This window comes from Paraburkholderia sp. BR14374, assembly GCF_040948685.1.
In the GTDB taxonomy this organism is placed as follows: Bacteria; Pseudomonadota; Gammaproteobacteria; order Burkholderiales; family Burkholderiaceae; genus Paraburkholderia; species Paraburkholderia youngii.
The window spans coordinates 57,241-75,011 of sequence record NZ_JBFPKF010000012.1 but is presented as its reverse complement, the minus strand read 5'-3'; the positions used below and the strand labels follow the sequence as shown (position 1 = coordinate 75,011).

Annotated in this window: 14 protein-coding genes; 6 read left to right on the top strand and 8 right to left on the bottom strand. The window is 63.6% G+C overall.

What is annotated here, in order from left to right:
* Positions 1-43: 43 nt before the first annotated feature.
* Both AB3X86_RS24865 and AB3X86_RS24860 read right to left on the bottom strand, forming a co-directional pair.
* On the bottom strand, positions 44-1,249 hold the full coding sequence (locus AB3X86_RS24865) for a porin (RefSeq protein WP_368598080.1): 1,206 nt from the start codon (positions 1,247-1,249) through the stop codon (positions 44-46).
* Positions 1,250-1,635: 386 nt separating this feature from the next.
* Positions 1,636-2,907 (bottom strand): YhjD/YihY/BrkB family envelope integrity protein, encoded by a 1,272-nt coding sequence (locus AB3X86_RS24860; protein ID WP_368598079.1) that lies wholly within the window; start codon positions 2,905-2,907, stop codon positions 1,636-1,638.
* Positions 2,908-3,080: 173 nt separating this feature from the next.
* Between AB3X86_RS24860 and AB3X86_RS24855 the strand changes: the two genes are divergently transcribed.
* Positions 3,081-3,620 carry a YbaK/EbsC family protein gene (locus AB3X86_RS24855; RefSeq protein ID WP_368598078.1) on the top strand — a complete coding sequence of 180 codons (540 nt, stop codon included), beginning with the start codon at positions 3,081-3,083 and terminating at the stop codon, positions 3,618-3,620.
* Between the two features lie 125 nt (positions 3,621-3,745).
* Positions 3,746-5,305 (top strand): methyl-accepting chemotaxis protein, encoded by a 1,560-nt coding sequence (locus AB3X86_RS24850; protein WP_368598077.1) that lies wholly within the window; start codon positions 3,746-3,748, stop codon positions 5,303-5,305.
* Between the two features lie 259 nt (positions 5,306-5,564).
* Here AB3X86_RS24850 and AB3X86_RS24845 read toward each other — a convergent pair whose 3' ends face one another.
* The 5 genes from AB3X86_RS24845 to AB3X86_RS24825 all read right to left on the bottom strand — a co-directional run bounded on the left by AB3X86_RS24845 (position 5,565) and on the right by AB3X86_RS24825 (position 14,172).
* Complete coding sequence (locus AB3X86_RS24845) at positions 5,565-6,155, bottom strand: YSC84-related protein (protein ID WP_176106616.1); 591 nt, start codon at positions 6,153-6,155, stop codon at positions 5,565-5,567.
* Positions 6,156-6,434: 279 nt separating this feature from the next.
* Positions 6,435-7,823 carry an FAD-binding oxidoreductase gene (locus AB3X86_RS24840; protein WP_368598076.1) on the bottom strand — a complete coding sequence of 463 codons (1,389 nt, stop codon included), beginning with the start codon at positions 7,821-7,823 and terminating at the stop codon, positions 6,435-6,437.
* Between the two features lie 891 nt (positions 7,824-8,714).
* Entirely contained in the window at positions 8,715-10,610 is a 1,896-nt protein-coding gene (locus tag AB3X86_RS24835; protein WP_368598075.1) for a hypothetical protein, read from the bottom strand.
* A 260-nt stretch (positions 10,611-10,870) separates the two neighbouring features.
* The gene (pdeM, locus tag AB3X86_RS24830; RefSeq protein ID WP_368598074.1) at positions 10,871-11,533 is read right to left on the bottom strand and encodes a ligase-associated DNA damage response endonuclease PdeM; all 663 of its coding nucleotides are present in this window, start codon (positions 11,531-11,533) and stop codon (positions 10,871-10,873) included.
* The gene (locus AB3X86_RS24825; protein ID WP_368598073.1) at positions 11,530-14,172 is read right to left on the bottom strand and encodes a ligase-associated DNA damage response DEXH box helicase; all 2,643 of its coding nucleotides are present in this window, start codon (positions 14,170-14,172) and stop codon (positions 11,530-11,532) included. The genes pdeM and AB3X86_RS24825 overlap by 4 nt, the downstream gene beginning before the upstream one ends.
* Before the next feature lie 251 nt (positions 14,173-14,423).
* Between AB3X86_RS24825 and AB3X86_RS24820 the strand changes: the two genes are divergently transcribed.
* The 3 genes from AB3X86_RS24820 (at position 14,424) to AB3X86_RS24810 (ending at position 16,643) form a co-directional block, all read left to right on the top strand.
* Positions 14,424-14,774, top strand: a complete 351-nt coding sequence (locus AB3X86_RS24820; RefSeq protein ID WP_368598179.1) for an FKBP-type peptidyl-prolyl cis-trans isomerase — start codon at positions 14,424-14,426, stop codon at positions 14,772-14,774.
* A gap of 103 nt (positions 14,775-14,877) precedes the next feature.
* Positions 14,878-15,339 carry a DUF488 family protein gene (locus AB3X86_RS24815; RefSeq protein WP_368598072.1) on the top strand — a complete coding sequence of 154 codons (462 nt, stop codon included), beginning with the start codon at positions 14,878-14,880 and terminating at the stop codon, positions 15,337-15,339.
* Positions 15,340-15,569: 230 nt separating this feature from the next.
* On the top strand, positions 15,570-16,643 hold the full coding sequence (locus tag AB3X86_RS24810) for a DUF6765 family protein (protein WP_368598071.1): 1,074 nt from the start codon (positions 15,570-15,572) through the stop codon (positions 16,641-16,643).
* A gap of 21 nt (positions 16,644-16,664) precedes the next feature.
* Here AB3X86_RS24810 and AB3X86_RS24805 read toward each other — a convergent pair whose 3' ends face one another.
* A complete protein-coding gene (locus AB3X86_RS24805) occupies positions 16,665-16,916 on the bottom strand; it encodes a hypothetical protein (protein ID WP_176120148.1) in 252 nt (83 codons plus the stop codon).
* 364 nt (positions 16,917-17,280) lie between these two features.
* Between AB3X86_RS24805 and AB3X86_RS24800 the strand changes: the two genes are divergently transcribed.
* A complete protein-coding gene (locus tag AB3X86_RS24800; protein ID WP_368598070.1) occupies positions 17,281-17,619 on the top strand; it encodes a hypothetical protein in 339 nt (112 codons plus the stop codon).
* The last annotated feature ends 152 nt before the right edge of the window (positions 17,620-17,771 follow it).

Below are 17,771 nucleotides of genomic sequence, written 5' to 3'. Positions count from 1 at the left end.
ACGCAGCTCGTCAGCTGCGTAGCAGGTCCGACTTGAAGTTCGATTAGAACTTGTGGCGGATACCCAGGCTGACCATGACCTGGTTGTTGGTGCTCGACTGGTTGCCGTACGAACCGATCGAAGCCGTCGACGGCACGAGGGTACCGGCACCCGTAGTAGCCGTAGCCGGAACGCGCTGGTTGCCGCTTGCGTGCTGCCATGCGCCGACCAGGTAGAAGTCCGTGCGCTTCGAGAGGTTGTAATCGCCACCCAGCGAAACCTGGTTGTAGGTCGCGGTTGCGTCGCCCGAGCCGTGCGTGTACGCATAGCCGATACCGAGCAGCGCTGCCGGCGTGAGCTGGTAGCCCAAGTATGCGCGGCCGACGTTGTACTTCTGCGTCGTCGCGAAGCCCGAGTTTGCGTCCGGGCGGTACTGTGCGTTGCTGTACGACAGGTTGCCCGTCCACGGACCCGTCACGTACTGAACCGCTACCGAAGCGATGCCGATCGACTTCGAGAACGCATATGCCTGGTTGATGCCGGCGTTGTTCGGGAAGTTGGTGTCAAACGTGGCGCCCGGCGCTGCCGTACCTGCCCAGCCGCCTGCAGTCGCACGCGTAGCCGGCGAATTGGCATTGCTTGCGTGCAGGTAGCCTGCAGCGACGCTGAACGGACCCGTTGCATACGTTGCCGCGCCCGACCACGTCTGGCCCGAACCCGTCGCACCTGCGACGCCGCCCAGAGCATACAGACCTTCGATCTGGAAGCCCGACCAGACCGGCGACACGTACTTGAGCGAGTTGATGACGCGGAAGCTGTTGTCGTTGTTGTCGACGTCGCCCGGCGTAGCGAACGTGCTACCGAAGTAGTTGTCGCCCGTCAGCGGCTGGATCATGTCGACCAGCGGGTCGTACTGACGACCGGCCGTGAACGTGCCCCATGCGTCGCCCGTCAAACCGACGTAAGCCTGACGACCGAACATCGCGCCACCTTGCTGCAGCTTGCCGGTGTTCAGGTCAAAGCCGTTTTCCAACTGGAAAATCGCCTTCAGGCCGCCGCCGAGGTCTTCCGTGCCCTTCAGGCCGAAACGGTTACCTTGCAGGTTGCCGGCGAAGGTTTGAACGAGCGCGCCGCCCTTGGGCGTAGCGTTATTCACATACTGGATCGACTCATCCAGCACGCCATACAGGGTCACGCTGCTTTGCGCGTGTGCGATACCGGCGACGCCCAGGAGCGCCAGCGAGAGGGTAGACAGTGCGATTCGTTTCATCCATTTCTCCACGCAGATGATTGTTCGTTGTTGCGGAAAGCAGAATAGCTCAGCGCATCCGCCGGGTAGAAACGGAAAAAAAAGAGTGTCGCCAAAAACTGACAATCGACGCAAACCCTTGTATTTAAAGCCCTCAACGATTATTTCTATTTGCGCAACATTTATTGGTCTGATGCGCATTATTGTTGATTTGTTGATAGTGACGGGGCGATTTAACGCACTTTTGGCGTCGATTTGCATGCTAAACGTAATCTAGTCGTCTACACGTTTGCTCGACTTTGTAGTGAAAAGATAAAAGAAATAGCTGGAGAAATGACTAGACAGGCTGGACAGAAAAGGTGCGTTGTGTCCAAGCGCGATCAAGCGGTTTGACGGCGCAACACGTTTCAGCGCCTTTCGGCGCCACGGCGCGCCACGGCCGCGGCCGTGAGCCCCGCGGCGGCCGCGAGAAGCACCGAGGTCCATGGGTTGCGTCGCACGTAACGGTCGGCGGCCGTGGCCTTGCGGCGCGCTTCGACGATGGCCGACGCCGCGAGACGGGTGGCTTGCGCTTCGACGTCGAGCACCTTGCGCGTCACGTCGACCGCCGTTTCATGCGCGGAGCGCTTTTGCACCGCCGCGTCGATCCCCGACGGAGGCAGCGGCGCGGTCCTGTGGCCGGCGACGGGCACAGCCGAGCGAGCCGAAGAAACCGCATTTGCCGCGACGGTCGATGCCGCCAGCACCGACGCGAGCTTCGCGCGGCTGCCCGGCGGCGCTTCCGCCTGCATGCCCCAGCCGCCGCGCGGATCGTGCAGCCTGCCGCGCGCCGCCGAGAACTCCGCGCCGAGCAGCAGCACCAGCGCCGAGAAGTACAGCCACATCAGCAGGACCGCGAGCGAGCCGGCCGCGCCGAACGCGCTGGCCATTCCCGCATGCGCGAGATAGAGCGCGAACAGCTTTCTCCCGGCCGTAAACAACACGGCCGCGACGATGCCGCCCACCAGCGCATCGCGCCATAGCACCCGGGCGTCGGGCAGGAACTTCAGCAGTCCGGCGAACGCGAAGACCAACACGAGCAGACCGACGCCGAGCTGTAGCAGATTGCCGATCACGACATACGGCGAGTCGCCCCACAGCCATTCGCCGATAAAGGCGATGACCGTATCGAGCACCAGCGACACGATCAGCAGGAACGCGACGCCGAGCACGAGCCCGAACGAAATCAGCCGCACCCGCACCAGCGCGAGCCAGCTGGCCGTGCGCGGCCCGCTGTACGGCCACACTATATTGAGCGCGCTGTTCAGCGACGAGAACGTCGCCGACGCGCCGATCGCCAGCAGTGAAAAGGAAATGATCGTCGCGATGCCGCCTTTGGCGCCCGCGTGGTGCGCGTTTTCGACGATCGTCTGCACGCCGGCGGCCGCCTGGTCGCCGATCAGGCCGTTGATGTGGCCAAACAGCTCGCCGCGCGCGGCCGCCGGTCCGAAGAACCAGCCGGCCACCGCGATCACCATCACGAGCGTCGGCGCGAGCGAGAACGCCGCATAGAACGCGATGCTCGCCGCCATCTCCAGACAGCGGTTCTCCGTGAACTGCCGAAGTGCGCCCATCGCCCAATTGGCCTGGTGACGCGCGGCCTGCTGGAGGTTCTCGCGAGAAAGGGTGTCGATGTCCATGATCGTGTCTGAATCGTGACGGCGCTTTCACGGTGTTTGCTTCGTCGCAAACCTCGTGCCCATCACTATACAAGTTAAGCGGTGGGCTTCATGGCCTGCTTGCATGGCCCATTCCGCGGCCGCCCGCGCGTACCGCTAGAATGCAGCGGGTTAATGTCACCTTTCCGCTCATCATGCATTCGCACGAACTCGTACGGCAACTGGACGTCATCGAGCGCGACCAGTGGAGCGCGCATCTGCCCGCTCATGTCATCGAACAATTGCCGGCGCACGGAATCACGGTGTTCGCGGTTACCGACGACGCCTCCGACACCGCCGCATTCAGCGCGCACTATGGCTTCGGCCTCGAAGACTGCGCGAACACGATCGTGATCCGCTACAAGAAAGACGGTGGCGAGCACTATGCGGCGCTGGTGTCGCTGGGCTCCCGGCGGCTCGACGTCAACGGCGCGGTGAAGGTCGCGCTCGGCGCGCAGCGGCTGTCATTCGCGAAGCGCGAGGTGGCGGTCGAGCATAGCCAGATGGAGTTCGGCGGCATCACCGCCTTTGGTCTGCCGGCCGAATGGCGCGTGCTGGTCGACGCCGCGGTGATGGACCGTGCGCAGATCGTGATGGGCGCCGGCGTGCGCGCGGCCAAGCTGCTGATGTCACCCGACGTGCTGCGGCAATGGCCGCGCTGCGAAGTGGCGGCGCTGACGCTGCCGGCGGACTGAAACCCCCAACCTTGAAGTAGCACTGAAGTTTTCCGCCGTCGCGCCGTTAATCCCGACAACGACATGAAACGTTTGCGGCGTCCGCCTGCGCGAACCGCCGCAAACCACGACAAGGGATACGGAAGATGGAACGGTTTCGCCTGAAAGTGCGGCTGTGGCTCGCGCTCGCGGTGATGTGCATGGGCATTCTGGCGATCGGCCTGTGGGGAGCGTACAAAACGCGCGACACGATGATCGCCGATCGCGAGGACGAGCTGAAAAACGTCGTCAGCATCGCGTACAGCGTGCTGGATCGCTACAACGCGCTCGCCGCGGCCGGCACGATGCCGCTCGCCGACGCGCAGCGCGCCGCGATGGACGACCTGCGCGCGATGCGCTACGACGGCGCCGGCGGCTACCTGGTGCTCGAAGACAGCCACGCGCACGTGCTGATGCATGCCACGCGCGCCGACCTCGTCGGCAAGGACATGACCACCGTCACCGATCCGGACGGCCGTCATGTGTTCAAGGAGGGTTCCGAGCAAACCCAGCGCGAAGGCGAGGCATTCGTTCATCTGATGTTCCCGAAGCCCGGCACCGACCAGCTCGCGCCGAAGAGCAACTACATGCGGCTTTACAAGCCGTGGGACTGGACCATTGTCACCGGCGTGTTCACGGACGACATCGACGCGATGTTCTACCGCACCCTCGTGCAATACGTGATCGCGGCGCTAGTGCTTTGCGCGCTCGTGTCGCTGGTGATCGGCGTGATTCTGCGCAGCATTCTGCGTCAGCTTGGCGGCGAACCGGCGTACGCGGTGCAGATTGCGTCGCGAATCGCGGACGGCGACCTCGACGTGATCGTCGACACGAAGACCGGCGACAGTACCAGCCTGCTCGCCGCGATGAAACGGATGCAGCAGCGTCTCGCGCAGGCGATCGAGCAGATTCGCGGCGGCGCGACGCTGATTTCGTCGGTATCGAACGAGATCGCCGCGGGCAATTCGGATCTATCGCGCCGCACCGAGCAGCAGGCGGCCGCGCTCGGCGAGACCGCGTCGAGCATGGAGCAGATCACCGCGACCGTGCGTCAGAACGCCGACAACGCGAAGCAGGCGAGCCAGCTCGCGCACAACGCTTCGGAGACCGCGGCGCGCGGCGGCGCGGTGGTTGGCCAGGTGATCGACACGATGCGCGGGATTTCACAGTCGTCGCACCGGATCGGCGACATCATCGGCGTGATCGAAGGGATTGCGTTTCAGACCAACATCCTCGCGTTGAACGCGGCCGTCGAGGCGGCGCGCGCGGGCGAGGAAGGCCGCGGTTTCGCGGTGGTCGCGGGTGAAGTGCGTACGCTCGCGCAACGCAGCGCGGCGGCCGCGAAGGAGATCAAGGCGCTGATCGAGGAATCGGCCGCGCAGATCGCGGGCGGTTCGGAGCACGTCGGACGCGCGGGCGACACGATGCAGGAAGTCGTGCAGGCGGTACGTCGCGTCAACGACATCATGGGCGAGATCAGCGCGGCGTCGGCCGAGCAGACCTCGGGCATCGAGCAGGTCAACATCGCGGTCGCGAGCATGGATCAGACGACGCAGCAGAATGCGGCGCTCGTCGAGGAAGCGAGCGCTGCGGCCGATGTGCTGAAGACGCAGACCGGGCAATTGTCGGCGGCGATCTCGGTGTTCAAGTTGCCGGAGCAGCGCTAAACCGCCAGGCCGCGTTGCCGGCGCTCATGTCGACGGTCACGCTCACCGGGTCGCGCGCGGGATCGAACAGCTCGTGAAGGCGCGTCGCGCGAGTCCGTTGACGAGGACGAGCATCACCGGAAGCGGGACCAGCGGTGATCATGTTTTACGAGGTCGCGCGCGAGCGCAATGCTGAGGCTTGCATGAGCGGCGCTGAACGGGCTTGGCAACGCGCGCGGCTGCGCGAGGGATGCGTCTGCTGGGCACTCCGCTCAGATACTCAAATAATCAGCCGGGACACCTTCGTGCCTTCGAGCGACACGCCGGCCATCAAACCGCCGTTGGTCAACACGAAAGCTTGCACCGGACTGGTTGCGGTCGAGGAATCGACCGCGCCGTTCGCGCCGACCTTCAGCACGGCGACGGTCGCATTCGCGCCGACCGCCCAGCCCTGGCTGTGCATGAATTCGTCGAGCGCTTCCTGCGTCATGAACAGAAACACGAGCGCCTTCGACTGCGCGCCGATCTGCAACCCGAACGAGCCCGCGACCGTGCTGAAGTAGCCGACCGTGCGGCCGCCGATGCGCATCGCCCCTTCACCATACTGTGCGCCGACCCAGAAGCCGGCCGAGATCACCGACGGAAACACCAGCACGCCGCGCGCTTTCGCAACGAGCTCGCGCGAACCGTCGACGTTTTCGTAGAGACGCGCGAGCGTCGAGTCGACGCCGGCGTTGATCGTGTCGCGCTTGCCAGCATTGGCCGACGGCGATGCGTTCGAGGACGGCGAAGTCGTCGTGCAACCGGTGAGGCTCAGGCCTGCGACGGCCAATGCAGCGCTGCCGGTCATGATGAATTGTCGTCTGCGCATGACTGTTTCCTTTGCGTTTCTCACGCATGTTGTACGTTATGGAAGAGTGCGGCGAATTGCCCGCCTTGCTTTGCTTTGTTCTCATTTGCGCACGAGAGGTTCCGTGCGCGCGATGATTGTCGTTGAGCGGGCGTGCCGCGACGCGCGAAGCACGCATCGCGGGCATCCACGGCCGACAAATTAGCAGGGAGCGTGCCCAAGGGCCGCGCCGCCTTGCGCGAGGGCGGCGCGGCAATTTGCAGTTCGCGGATTTGCGCTGCTTGCCGTTGCGCGTCGTCGCTACAGCGTTGGGCGAATGTTCTGGTTATGGCGGAACAGGTTGTGCGGATCGTAGCGGTTCTTCACGGCGACGAGCCGCTCATAGTTGGGCCCATAGGCATCCGCGATACGGCCGCCTTCTTCCTCGGTCATGAAGTTGACGTACACGCTGCCTAGCGCAAACGGGCGCGCCGCGTCGAAAAAGTCGCGCGCCCATGCGACGCAGCGCTCGTCGTCGCGCGCATCGTCCCAGCGGCCGTGCACGTTCATCGCGTATAGCGTCTCGCGAGCCGGGTAAGCGGTTGCGTCGACCGCCACGCGCTGCGTTTGCGCACCGATCAGCCCGAAGAAAATTTCGCATTGCGTGGACGGCAGCGTGTCGATCGCGCGGATCAGTGCGTCGATCAGACCATCGTCGATGGTGGCGAGGTTGTGCGACTTCCAGTAGTTGCGCGCGCCCGGTGTGAGCAGCGGATCGAAGGCCTGTTGCCAGACTTCGAGGGGCATCGGACCAAGATGTTCGCCGAGCGGCTTGCCGAAGCCGCGCGCGGCTTCCACCGCGTCCGGGCCTTTGTCGACCGGGCCGTTGTAGCACATCGCGAACACCAGCACGGGTTTGCCGTGCACGTCGGGCGGCAGGAACGGCAGCGGCGGCGCGAGCCGCGCGACCGCCCAGACGGCCAGCTCGTCGGGCATTGCCGGCGCGGCATCGCGGTATTTGATCAGTGCTTCCTTCGCGTCGGCGAGCGGCAACACGACGAGGCCGCCATACACGAGCGGGCCGACCTCATGAAGTGCGAACTCGAATAGCGTAACGACGCCGAAATTGCCGCCGCCGCCGCGAATCGCCCAGAACAGATCGTCGTGCGAAGTGGCGCTCACGTGGCGGAACTCACCGTCGGCGGTGACGATGTCGGCCGCGACGAGGTTGTCGATCGTCATGCCGTAGCGGCGGCTCAGCCAGCCGAAGCCGCCGCCGAGCGCGAGACCTGCGACGCCGGTCGTCGAGTTGATGCCGAGTGGTGTCGCGAGTCCGAATGCCTGCGCTTCGTGATCGAAATCATGCAGCGTCGCGCCGGGCTCGACATACGCGCGCCGCGCTTGCGGGTCGATACGCACCGATTTCATCGTGGACAGATCGAGCACGAGGCCATCGTCGCACACAGCGCTGCCGCCGATATTGTGGCCGCCGCCGCGAATGGCGAGCGGCAGGCCGTTGTCGCGCGCGAAGGCGACGCCGCTGCGCACGTCGGCCACACCCGCACAGCGCAGGATCATCGCGGGAGTACGGTCGATCATCGCGTTCCAGATGCTGCGCGCCGTGTCGAAGCCCGGTGTGTCGGGCAGCAGAAGCTGGCCGCGCAGTGTGGATTTGAATTCGTCGACGGCGCTGCTGGAGATAGTAACCATGTTGTACCTCGTCGGAGAGGGGAGGGCGCTCGCAGAACACTGCTCAGCAGACCAAACAAAATGCGGGCGGTGAATGAAAGCGGATTGAGAGGTTCGGCTGCGTGCAGTAAACGGGGCGGCGCGACGAAGTCAAACAAAGGTTTACCCGCGTATGGGGATGATCCCGCGCAGTAGCTCGCGGGGACGGGCGTTTGCGGGCAGCGCAACGACGATACGCGACGGTAGCGCGGAAGATGGTGGGAATGCTCCGGAAAAAGCCTGCGTGCCGATGTGTTGGTTATCTGACGCGCTGGTGGTTGTGCCACGACACTTTGCAGATGAGTGGCTGGCGATCGCGTACGGCTGAGCCGCACGTTCGGCGACTGTGCGCGGCAGCGCACATCGCGACATCGCTCTTTGCGACGCACAGGCGTTATGCAACGACGCGTAATGTTTTCGCGCGCGCATTTCGGTGATTTTCATGGTTTTGTCTATTGGATTTCTCTCATTCGGCTTTTCCAATTTTCATGTTTATGTGCGAATGGCCACATGAATAAAACGGATGATGTGTAAGTGATCCGAATTCATCCGATAAAGCCAAATGTTAATTTTCTTTATGTCGCTCAAATTACATCGAGCGTGATAGTTTTAACTTCCCGTATGAGGAATATGGATTAGCGGATTTGGCGGACGCATCGTCGTTTTCCCCCGCCTAGCACGCCGTATCGGCCATATCGCATTGCGTGGTCTAGCGCACGGTCGCGCGATTGCACTGCGAATAACTTCAACGTCCATCAAGCCTCGCTGTGCGGCTCTCACGATCACGTGCGCGCACGGCCAGCCCATTCTCTCGAAGCACGCCAAATCGGACCGGGGATTTTCCGTGAGAGAAGTATTTAGTGCGAGCGCATTTTAATTCGCATAAGGCGAAGCTGCGCCAAGGCTTTGACTTTCGTTTTTTTTGACGAGCGGAGATTCACTCGTTAATTGGACCGGTCGCTCAGGGGAAATAATTAGGAGGATGAAATGAAAAAGCAAAACGGGGACGCGTGGATACTTGGCACGCGGCGGGCGGCTTTGGCGGTCGCGGTCAGTCTTTATGTGGCGATGGCGGGTGCGCAGACGAATTCGGGGAGCACCGCCGCGCCAGCAACCAATCCTGGAGTAATGGTGCTCGCCGAGGCGAGCGTGCACGGCGGATGTCCGTCGGGCGGCGGGCCGGGCTGCACCTCGCAGGGATTCGGGCAACTCGGGGCGGGTGCCCTCGGCATCGCGGCGGCGGGGCTCGGTCCGACGTCGTCCACCGGCTCGTCGCCGGGCAGCGGGACGTCGTCGGCGGGCGCGGGCAGCAGTGGCGGAAATAGTTCGGCCAATTCCGGCACGGGCGGGGTGGGCTCGGGAAATACCGGCGGCAACAATGGTAATGGCGGTTCCGGCGGCAACGGTAATGGCGGCGCTGGAAGCGGTGGCGATGGCTCGGGGAATGGCGGCACGGGCGGCGATGGCGGCAACAACGGTGGCGGTGATAGCGGCGGGGATGGTGGGGACGGTGGTGGGGGGCATGGTCATGGCCATGGTCATGGTCATGGTCATGGTGGTGATGGCGATGGCGATGGCGGTAATGGCCATGGCCACGGTGGTGATGGTGATGGCGATGGCGATGGCGGTCATGGTCATGGCCACGGTGGCGAGGGTGACGGCGATGGCGGTCATGGCCACGGCCACGGTGGCGATGGTGACGGCGATGGCGGTCATGGCCACGGCCATGGCGGTGATGGTGATGGCGACGGTGGTGATGGACATGGTCACGGTGGCGATGGTGACGGCGATGGCGGTCATGGTCACGGCCACGGTGGTGATGGAGATGCGGGTCATGGTCACGGTGACAGCGGCCACGGCGATGGCGGTCATGGCGAAAGCGGTCACGGTGACGGCGGCCATGGCGATGGCGGTCACGGCGAAAGCGGCCACGGTGACGGCGGCCATGGCGACGGCGGTCACGGCGAGGGCGGTCACGGTGACGGCGGCCATGGCGAGGGCGGTCACGGCGATGGCGGTCACGGCGAAAGCGGCCACGGTGACGGCGGCCATGGTGACGGCGGCCGTGGCGAAAGCGGTCACGGCGAAAGCGGCCACGGCGACGGCGGCCACGGCGGCAGCGGTCATGGTGACAGCGGCCACGGTAGCAGCGGTGGCGAAGGCAAGGGCGGTTCTGCCGACGGTGGCCGTGGCGGTGAAGGTGGCGGCCAAGGCAACGGCGGTTCCGGACACGGTGGCCATGGTGGTGAAGGCGGTGGCGGCCAAGGCGGCGGCGGTTCCGGACACGGTGGCCATGGTGGTGAAGGCAGTGGCGGCCAAGGCAACGGCGGCTCGGGCAACGGTGGTCATGGCGGTGAAGGCGGTGGCCAGGGCAACGGCGGTTCTGGACACGGTGGCCATGGTGGTGAAGGCGGCGGCCAGGGTAACGGCGGCTCGAGCAACGGTGGCCATGGCGGTGAAGGCGGTGGCGGCCAGGGCAACGGAGGCTCCGGACACGGTGGCCATGGCGGCGAAGGCGGCGGCCAGGGCGGCGGCGGTTCCGGACACGGTGGCCACGGAGGGAACGGTGGTGGCGGTGGCACCGGCAGCGGCCAGGGCGGAAACGGCGGCAACGGTGGTGGCCAAGGCAGCGGTGGTTCCGGCAACGGAGGTCACGGTGGCAACGGCGGCAACGGCGGCAACGGCGGCAACGGCGGCGGCCAAGGCAACGGCAGCAACGGTGGCGGCTCCGGCAACGGCGGCTTCAGCAACGGTGGCCACGGAGGCCATGGCGGCTACGGCGGCGGTGGCTCCGGCAGTGGTGGCCACGGCGGCAGCAACCATTAAGCAGTGGCAAGGGTCCCGCGAACCTTGCGGGGCTCCCTCAAGGAAGAGAGGCCGGCGCCGCCCGGCCTCCAAACCGACCGCGCTCGAGCACCGCGGGGAATTTGCAGCGAAAAGGCCAGCAAAAAACCACGCTAGCGAATCAGCAAACCAACCCGCAAACAAAAACGCAATCAGGAACAAAGTGGACGGCCCCCGCCGTCCGCTCAACCCCCCAACTCGATCACCCTCTCCTGCACGACCAGAAAAACCCTCTCCCCCAAAACGCGCGCCGTCTCACGCGCCCCTCCAGTAAAACTCCCGAACGCCGGCAGCACCCCCCGATCGATCCCGAAGCGAAAGCACGGCACGCGCACTGAATCGATCCCCGTCGCGATCCGATAGACCGGATGCACATGCCCCGCGAGCACATACGCGTGATCGACCGCATGCGGGTGATGACACAGCGCCCACGCCCCGAAATGCCACGGCTCGCGCACAGACTCGACATCCAACGAAGGCGGCAACGCACCGGCATGCCGATCGTGATTGCCTTCGACTAGCACCACGCGCATCGACGCATGCCGCGCGCGCCACACATGCAACGCATCGAGCGTGAGCGTCGACAGCGACTCGCGCGCATGCAGCAGATCGCCGAGAAACACCAGCATCGCCGGCTCGAACTCGGTGATCAGACGATCGATTCGCAGCAGATTCTCCGCGGTCGAACCTGTCGGCACCGGAATGCCACGCGCGCGAAACACCGCATCCTTGCCGAAATGCGCATCGGCGATAAAAAGCGCGCGCAGCACCGGATCGAAACACGCGCGCAAACTCGATAGCACGAGAGGCCGTCCGCCGACGTCGATCGCAAGCGAGGTCGCCGTCATCGTTGCGCCGCCCTTTCGAGTTCGGCCAGCATTCGCTCGACGCGATCGGCGAGCTTCTCGGTGCTGACTTTTTCGCGCAGGCGTCCGACGATCAACGGAAACGCGAACGGCGTCGGCTTGCTGGGCCGCGTGAGCACGACGCGGCTCGCGTTCATTCGTTCGAGCGCAATACGGATGCGCCGCACGTCGAGTTCCTGTAGCAGCACTTCGGTATCGGCCTGGCCCAACAGCAGATTGCCGCGATCGTGCTGACGAAAGATCTCGTAGAAAAGCCCGCTCGAGGCCTGTAATTGCCGCGCGCTTTTCTGCTGTCCAGGATGCGCCTGAAACACGAGGCCCGACACCCGCGCAATCTCACGAAAACGTCGCAAAGAGAGTTCGGACGAATTGAGGCTTGCAAGAATGTCGTGATCGAGTTCGTCAGGTGAAAGCAGGCCATTGCGCAAGTGCGCGTCCCAATCGAACGCCTGCGCGCACAGCAATTCGAAACCGTAGTCGTTCATCGAAATGGAAAACGTGCCGGGCTCGTCGCGCGCGACCCGCCACGCGAGCAGAGCGCCAAGCCCTATATGCGCGGTGCGCCCGGCGAACGGATAGCAGAAGAAGTGGTAACCCTCGCGCGATTTCAGCAGCTCGACGACCAGCACGCCCGGCTCGGGCAATGCCGACCACTTCTGCTGCAATTCGAGCAGCGGCCGTACCGCGCGCATTTCCGGCTCGTCGTAGATGCCGTCGGCGGCGCGCGCGAGCATCGTCAGTGTCGCGTCGGCGAGCTCGGACGATAGCGGCATGCGGCTGCCGGCCCATTGCGGCATTGCCCCACGCGATGAGCTCGCACGCCGCACCCACGCCGTCATATCCTGCACGCGGATCAATTCCAGCGCGCGGCCGCCGAACGTGAATACATCGCCGGGTCTGAGCCGCGAGATGAACGATTCCTCGATCGCGCCAATGCGACCGCCCGATAGATACGCCACGTTCAACGTCCCATTCGCGACGATCGTGCCGATGTTGTTGCGATGCCGGCGCGCGAGATCGTCGCGCGGCACGCGGTACAGACCGTCGCTATCGCGCGCGACGCGATGGTAGTCGGGATACGCGCGCAGCGTCGCGCCGCCGCCTTCGACGAAACCCAGAGCCCAGTCGAACTCCTGCTGCGTCAGATCGCGATATGCATAGGTATGCAGAAGTTCATCGTACAACTCGCGCACGTCGAAACCACCGCCGATCGCGACGGTGACGAGATGTTGTACCAGCACGTCGAACGGCTTTTGCGGCGTATCGCGGCTTTCGATCTGCCGTTTGTCGACGGCTTCACGCGCGGCCGCCGCTTCGATCAATTCGAGCGCATGCGTCGGCACGATCGTCACCCGCGACGGCAAACCGGGTGCGTGTCCCGAGCGGCCCGCGCGCTGCATCAAACGCGCGACGCCTTTTGGCGAGCCGATCTGGAACACGCGCTCCACCGGCAGAAAATCGACGCCGAGATCGAGACTCGACGTACACACCACGGCCTTTAGCAAGCCGTCCTTCAATCCGCGTTCGACCCACTCGCGTACCTGCTGATCGAGCGAGCCGTGATGCAGCGCGATCACGCCGGCCCATTCGGGGCGCGCGTCGAGCAGCGCCTGATACCACACCTCGCATTGCGAGCGCGTGTTCGTGAATACGAGCGACGTGCGCGCTTCGTCGATCGCGCGCGCGACCGCATCGACCTGACGCATGCCCATGTGACCGCCCCACGGAAAGCGCTCGATCGTGTCGGGAATGATCGTGTCGACGATCAGTGCCTTCGGCAGCGCGCCGTGCACACTGACGCGCGGCGTCGCGACCGGCGCGAGCAGGACCTCGGTCGCGAACGACAGATTGCCCAGCGTCGCCGACAGCCCCCATACCTGCAAGCCGGGCCGCCAATGCGTGAGACGCGCGAGCGCGAGTTGCGTCTGTGTGCCGCGTTTGTTGCCGAGCAGTTCGTGCCATTCATCGACGATCACGAGCCGCACCTGAGACAGTACTTCGCGCGCATCGGCGCGCGTCAGGATCAGCGTCAGACTCTCGGGCGTCGTGACGAGCGCGGACGGCATGCGCCGGTTCTGGCGCTCGCGTTCGGCGGCCGACGTATCGCCGGTGCGCAGACCGACGCTCCAGGGTACCGCGAGTTCGGCCGCGGAGCTTTGCAACGCGCGCGCGGTATCGGCCGCGAGCGCGCGCATTGGTGTAATCCAGAGCACCGTCAGCGGTTCGGGGTGCTTGCGCGGCGTCGACGCCGCACTCGCGAACGCGGCGAGCGCGCCGAACCACACGGCCCAGGTTTTGCCGGCCCCGGTGCTTGCGTGCAGTACGCCGCTCGCGCCAGCGGCGATGTTGCGCCAAACCTCGCGCTGAAAATCGAACGGCTGCCAACGGCGCGCGGCGAACCATGCGTCGAGTTTGTCCGCGAACGGGCGACGCGCGTCGTCGGGTGAATACGAGGGGAACGGCAGCGGCTCGAAAGCGGCTTCGCGCGCATTGAGCCGCGCCTGTTGGGCACGGCTGCGCGGAATCCGGCGCGGCCTTGGCGCGCGAACGCGCTCGTCGGCCGGCGCGGGCGCGGCGGTCGGGTCTTCAGCGGGGTTGTCGGAAGGGGCCGGCTCGGTCATCGGAAGCGCTCTCAACGGGTGCGGCGGATTCGCGTGCCGGCGACTCGCGCCGGATGTTCATGTGGACCGCGGGCTCGCGCGGCGGTTCAGCGAAGTTCGTGACAGGCGCGCAACGACCCGCGGCATCCGGCAGTATTTGGGAGCCTCGGCCGACACCCGATCCGTTACAATCAAACGGACTACCCCACTGGAGATTTGCTTTGAAATCACTCGTTGCTTTGCTGGCCGCAGCCGTGCTGTCCTCGACCGCGATGGCTACCGCGCCGACCACGGAGAAGCTGCCGTCCGGCGTCATCGTCGAACATCTGACGCAAGGCACGGGCCCGCAGCCGTCCGGGACCGACGTGGTAAAAGTCAACTACCGCGGCACGCTGCCCAACGGCACCGAATTCGATAGCTCGGCCAAGCATGGCGGCCCGGCCACGTTCCCGCTCAATCGCGTGATTCCGTGCTGGACGCAAGGCGTGCAGAAGATGAAAGTTGGCGGCAAGGCGCGACTCACTTGCCCGGCGGCGACCGCATATGGCGATCGCGGCGTCGGCCCGATTCCGCCGAATACCGATCTGACCTTCGAAGTCGAACTGGTCGACATCGTCAAGTAAAGCGCGCGAGCGGCGCTAAAGATGCACTGCCACCGAGCCTCGCTGCGCCAATCGCAGCGAGGCTTTTTTATGGGCGCCGAATGGCCCGCCAAGGGGATTCACGATGAAACGTGACAAAGGTACCGTAAAGGTGGCGAGCATTGGTTTTACCGGCAAGAGCGCCCAGAAGTTCTTCGGTTTGTTGAAAGAGGCCCAAGTGCGCACGGTGCTCGACATTCGCCTCAACAACACGTCGCAGCTGGCGGGCTTTGCGAAAAGGCAGGATCTGCCTTTCTTTCTCGAGCAGTTGTGCAATGCGGCGTACGTGGAAATTCCGGAGTTGGCTCCCGAGCCGGAACTGCTCAAACGCTACCAGGGCAAGCAGCTGAGCTGGGAGAACTTTCGCGAGGAATATCTCGACCTCATCGCGCGCCGCCGTGTGGAAAGCAATCTGGATATCGCGCTATTTGAATCGGGCTGCCTGCTTTGCAGTGAACATTTACCACATCATTGTCACCGGATGTTCGCGCTCGAGTATCTGAACCAGCACTGGAACAATCGTCTTTCCGTTACACATTTGACCTGACCGGCGCCGGTTTGGCCGGGTTACGCTTTCTGGCGCCGCCGGCGTTTTCCTTCAGTAGCCCGAATAGTAGCGTGGCGCGAAACGTCGAAGAACACGCCCAATACGCATGTTATTTCAAGGCGAGTGCCGCTCGCTCGTCTACTATCTACTCACGCGCAGCTCCCTGTATTCGTCTCGCCCTATCGCCGGCCACAGACCGGCCGTCACTATGCGCGCCAGGAGCGCCTGCCATGAACATCGACTTCCATTACGGCGTGGTCTACATTGCCGCGCGCGTCGGCGGCATGACGGCCGGCGATGCGCAAACCGTCGCGCATGCCTGCCAATACGTCGACGACGCAACGACGAACGGAATACTGCGGTTCAAAGGCGGCGAGACATTCGAGCGATTCGCGACCGCGCACAAGTTATTCGATTACGCCAATACCGAGAACGACCAGAATCGGCTCGTGTGGGCACCGTTCCATTTTCTGCCGGCTGGGGTGGGTGACAGTCTCGAGGAAAAGGCGATTTGCCGGCCCGACAGTGAAGTCGCGCGCGAAGTCGTGCGGCGCGCGATCCGGCAGCGCGATTCGGAGACCGCGTTGCACCGGCTCGGCGTGACGCTTCATACGTATGTCGATACGTGGGCGCACCAGGGATTCGCGGGCATCGAAAGTCCGTGGAATCGCGTGCATCTTCTCGAAGCGCAGGATTGCACGCGCAAAGGCTGGCTCGCGAGCCTGGAACTGGCGGTTGCGCATCTGATCGAGCGCGTCGAGACGGACGTTCTGACGATCGCGTTGCCGGTCGGCCACGGCGCCGCGTTGCATTATCCCGACCAGCCGTGGGCACGCTGGCATTACATCGACGGCTGCAATCACTTCATCTCACGACACAATTTGCCGGATTTCGTGCAGGCGGCGGACATGAGTTGTCGTGTCGTGCGAGCTTATCTGGCCGGACGCGAAGATTTCGAAAACCAGCCCGGTATGCCGGACGACGTCAAAGACGCACTGACCCGACTGCTCGATACGAACCGCGAACCCGACGACAACCTGCGACTGAGAACCGTTTGCGAATGGGTGAATGCCGGCCGTATTCCGGGTTTGAAAGAACCCGTGCCCGGCTATATCGCGAAAGGACACGGTTCGTGGAAGTACCAGGCCACCGGTTTGTTGTGCGATGACGACACCGGGGACAGACCGGAGTGGACGACCGCCTTCGAGAAGAGCGACTACCGCCTCTTTCACGACGCGGTCAAACAGCATCGTTTCGTGACTACCCAGGAGATCTTGCCCGCGCGCGGATTGCGCATTGCCTGAGTGAATGGAGCGGGGCGCCAGTTACTGCATTTTGGCTTGCTGATGTGGCGCGGCCTGAGCCGCCGCCTGCTGTTCTTCGGCGTGCTTTTTGGCCACATGCCGTCCGACGATACAGCCGCCGACCGCGCCGACCACCGCATGATGTCCCGCATAATGTCCGGCGACGCCGCCCACTACCGCTCCTTTCAGGCAACCGGCCGCGTTCGCGGTGCTTGCCATTACCAAAGAGACTGCCAATGCCCCGAGGGCGGTCCGAATAAAGTCAGCTTTCATTGTAAGTACCATCGTGTTTGAGTGGATCGAAGTTAGGGTGGCCCGGCGTCATTTTCAATAGCCGCCGCGAGCATGGGCACGGATACGAAGTGTAAATGGACCTGCGCAGAGCAGGAGCAACAAGTGCTGCAAGATCGGTAACGGCAAGTTACCGGAGCCGGGGGCTTTGCAGGCATCGTCACTGATGTTTCGCACACGCTTGAATCGGTTCACTATAGCGGTTCACCAAAAAAAGACCGTTTTCAAATAAAAAGTGGGCTACTCTCCTTTGAATATCCAAATGCCGGGCTATAGTAGAAGCGACTAAAGCCAGAAAGCATGACGGCGCGCTTTTGCCGTCGATGCCGATGACGGGGAAACACAAATGACGCCATCGAATGCAGCGATCTATCAGACCAGGACTTGCACACCGGAGTCGTTGCGTACGCTCGCGAGCTTTCTCGAATTGGCGCTCGACGAGGGAAAAAGCGTGGTCGTTATGCGGATCGGCAAGCAGGCGCGCAGCGTTTATGTCGGAAATCCATCCGGTGCATTGGAGGATTTAACGGATTCCGGTGTCGTCGATGCTTTCCAGGCAGATGAAATGCTGCTACTTACCTGCGTGGGCCTGAACCGGATAACGGCGGACGGTCAACACTACCGCTTTATACGGAGTATGAGGTACATTGCCGATCGCCAGGTCGTCGTTTTTACACCGATCTGAGCGGTGGAACCGAAATGAAAAAGAAGAATCACGAGGGAAGGAAAAGGAAGAAAGCTTCGATGACCCGCTAGAAAACCTGAAAGCTTTGTTATTTGAAAGCTGCATCGGCGCTGGTATCGATGCATTGAAGCTCAGGATAGGTCAATAGACTG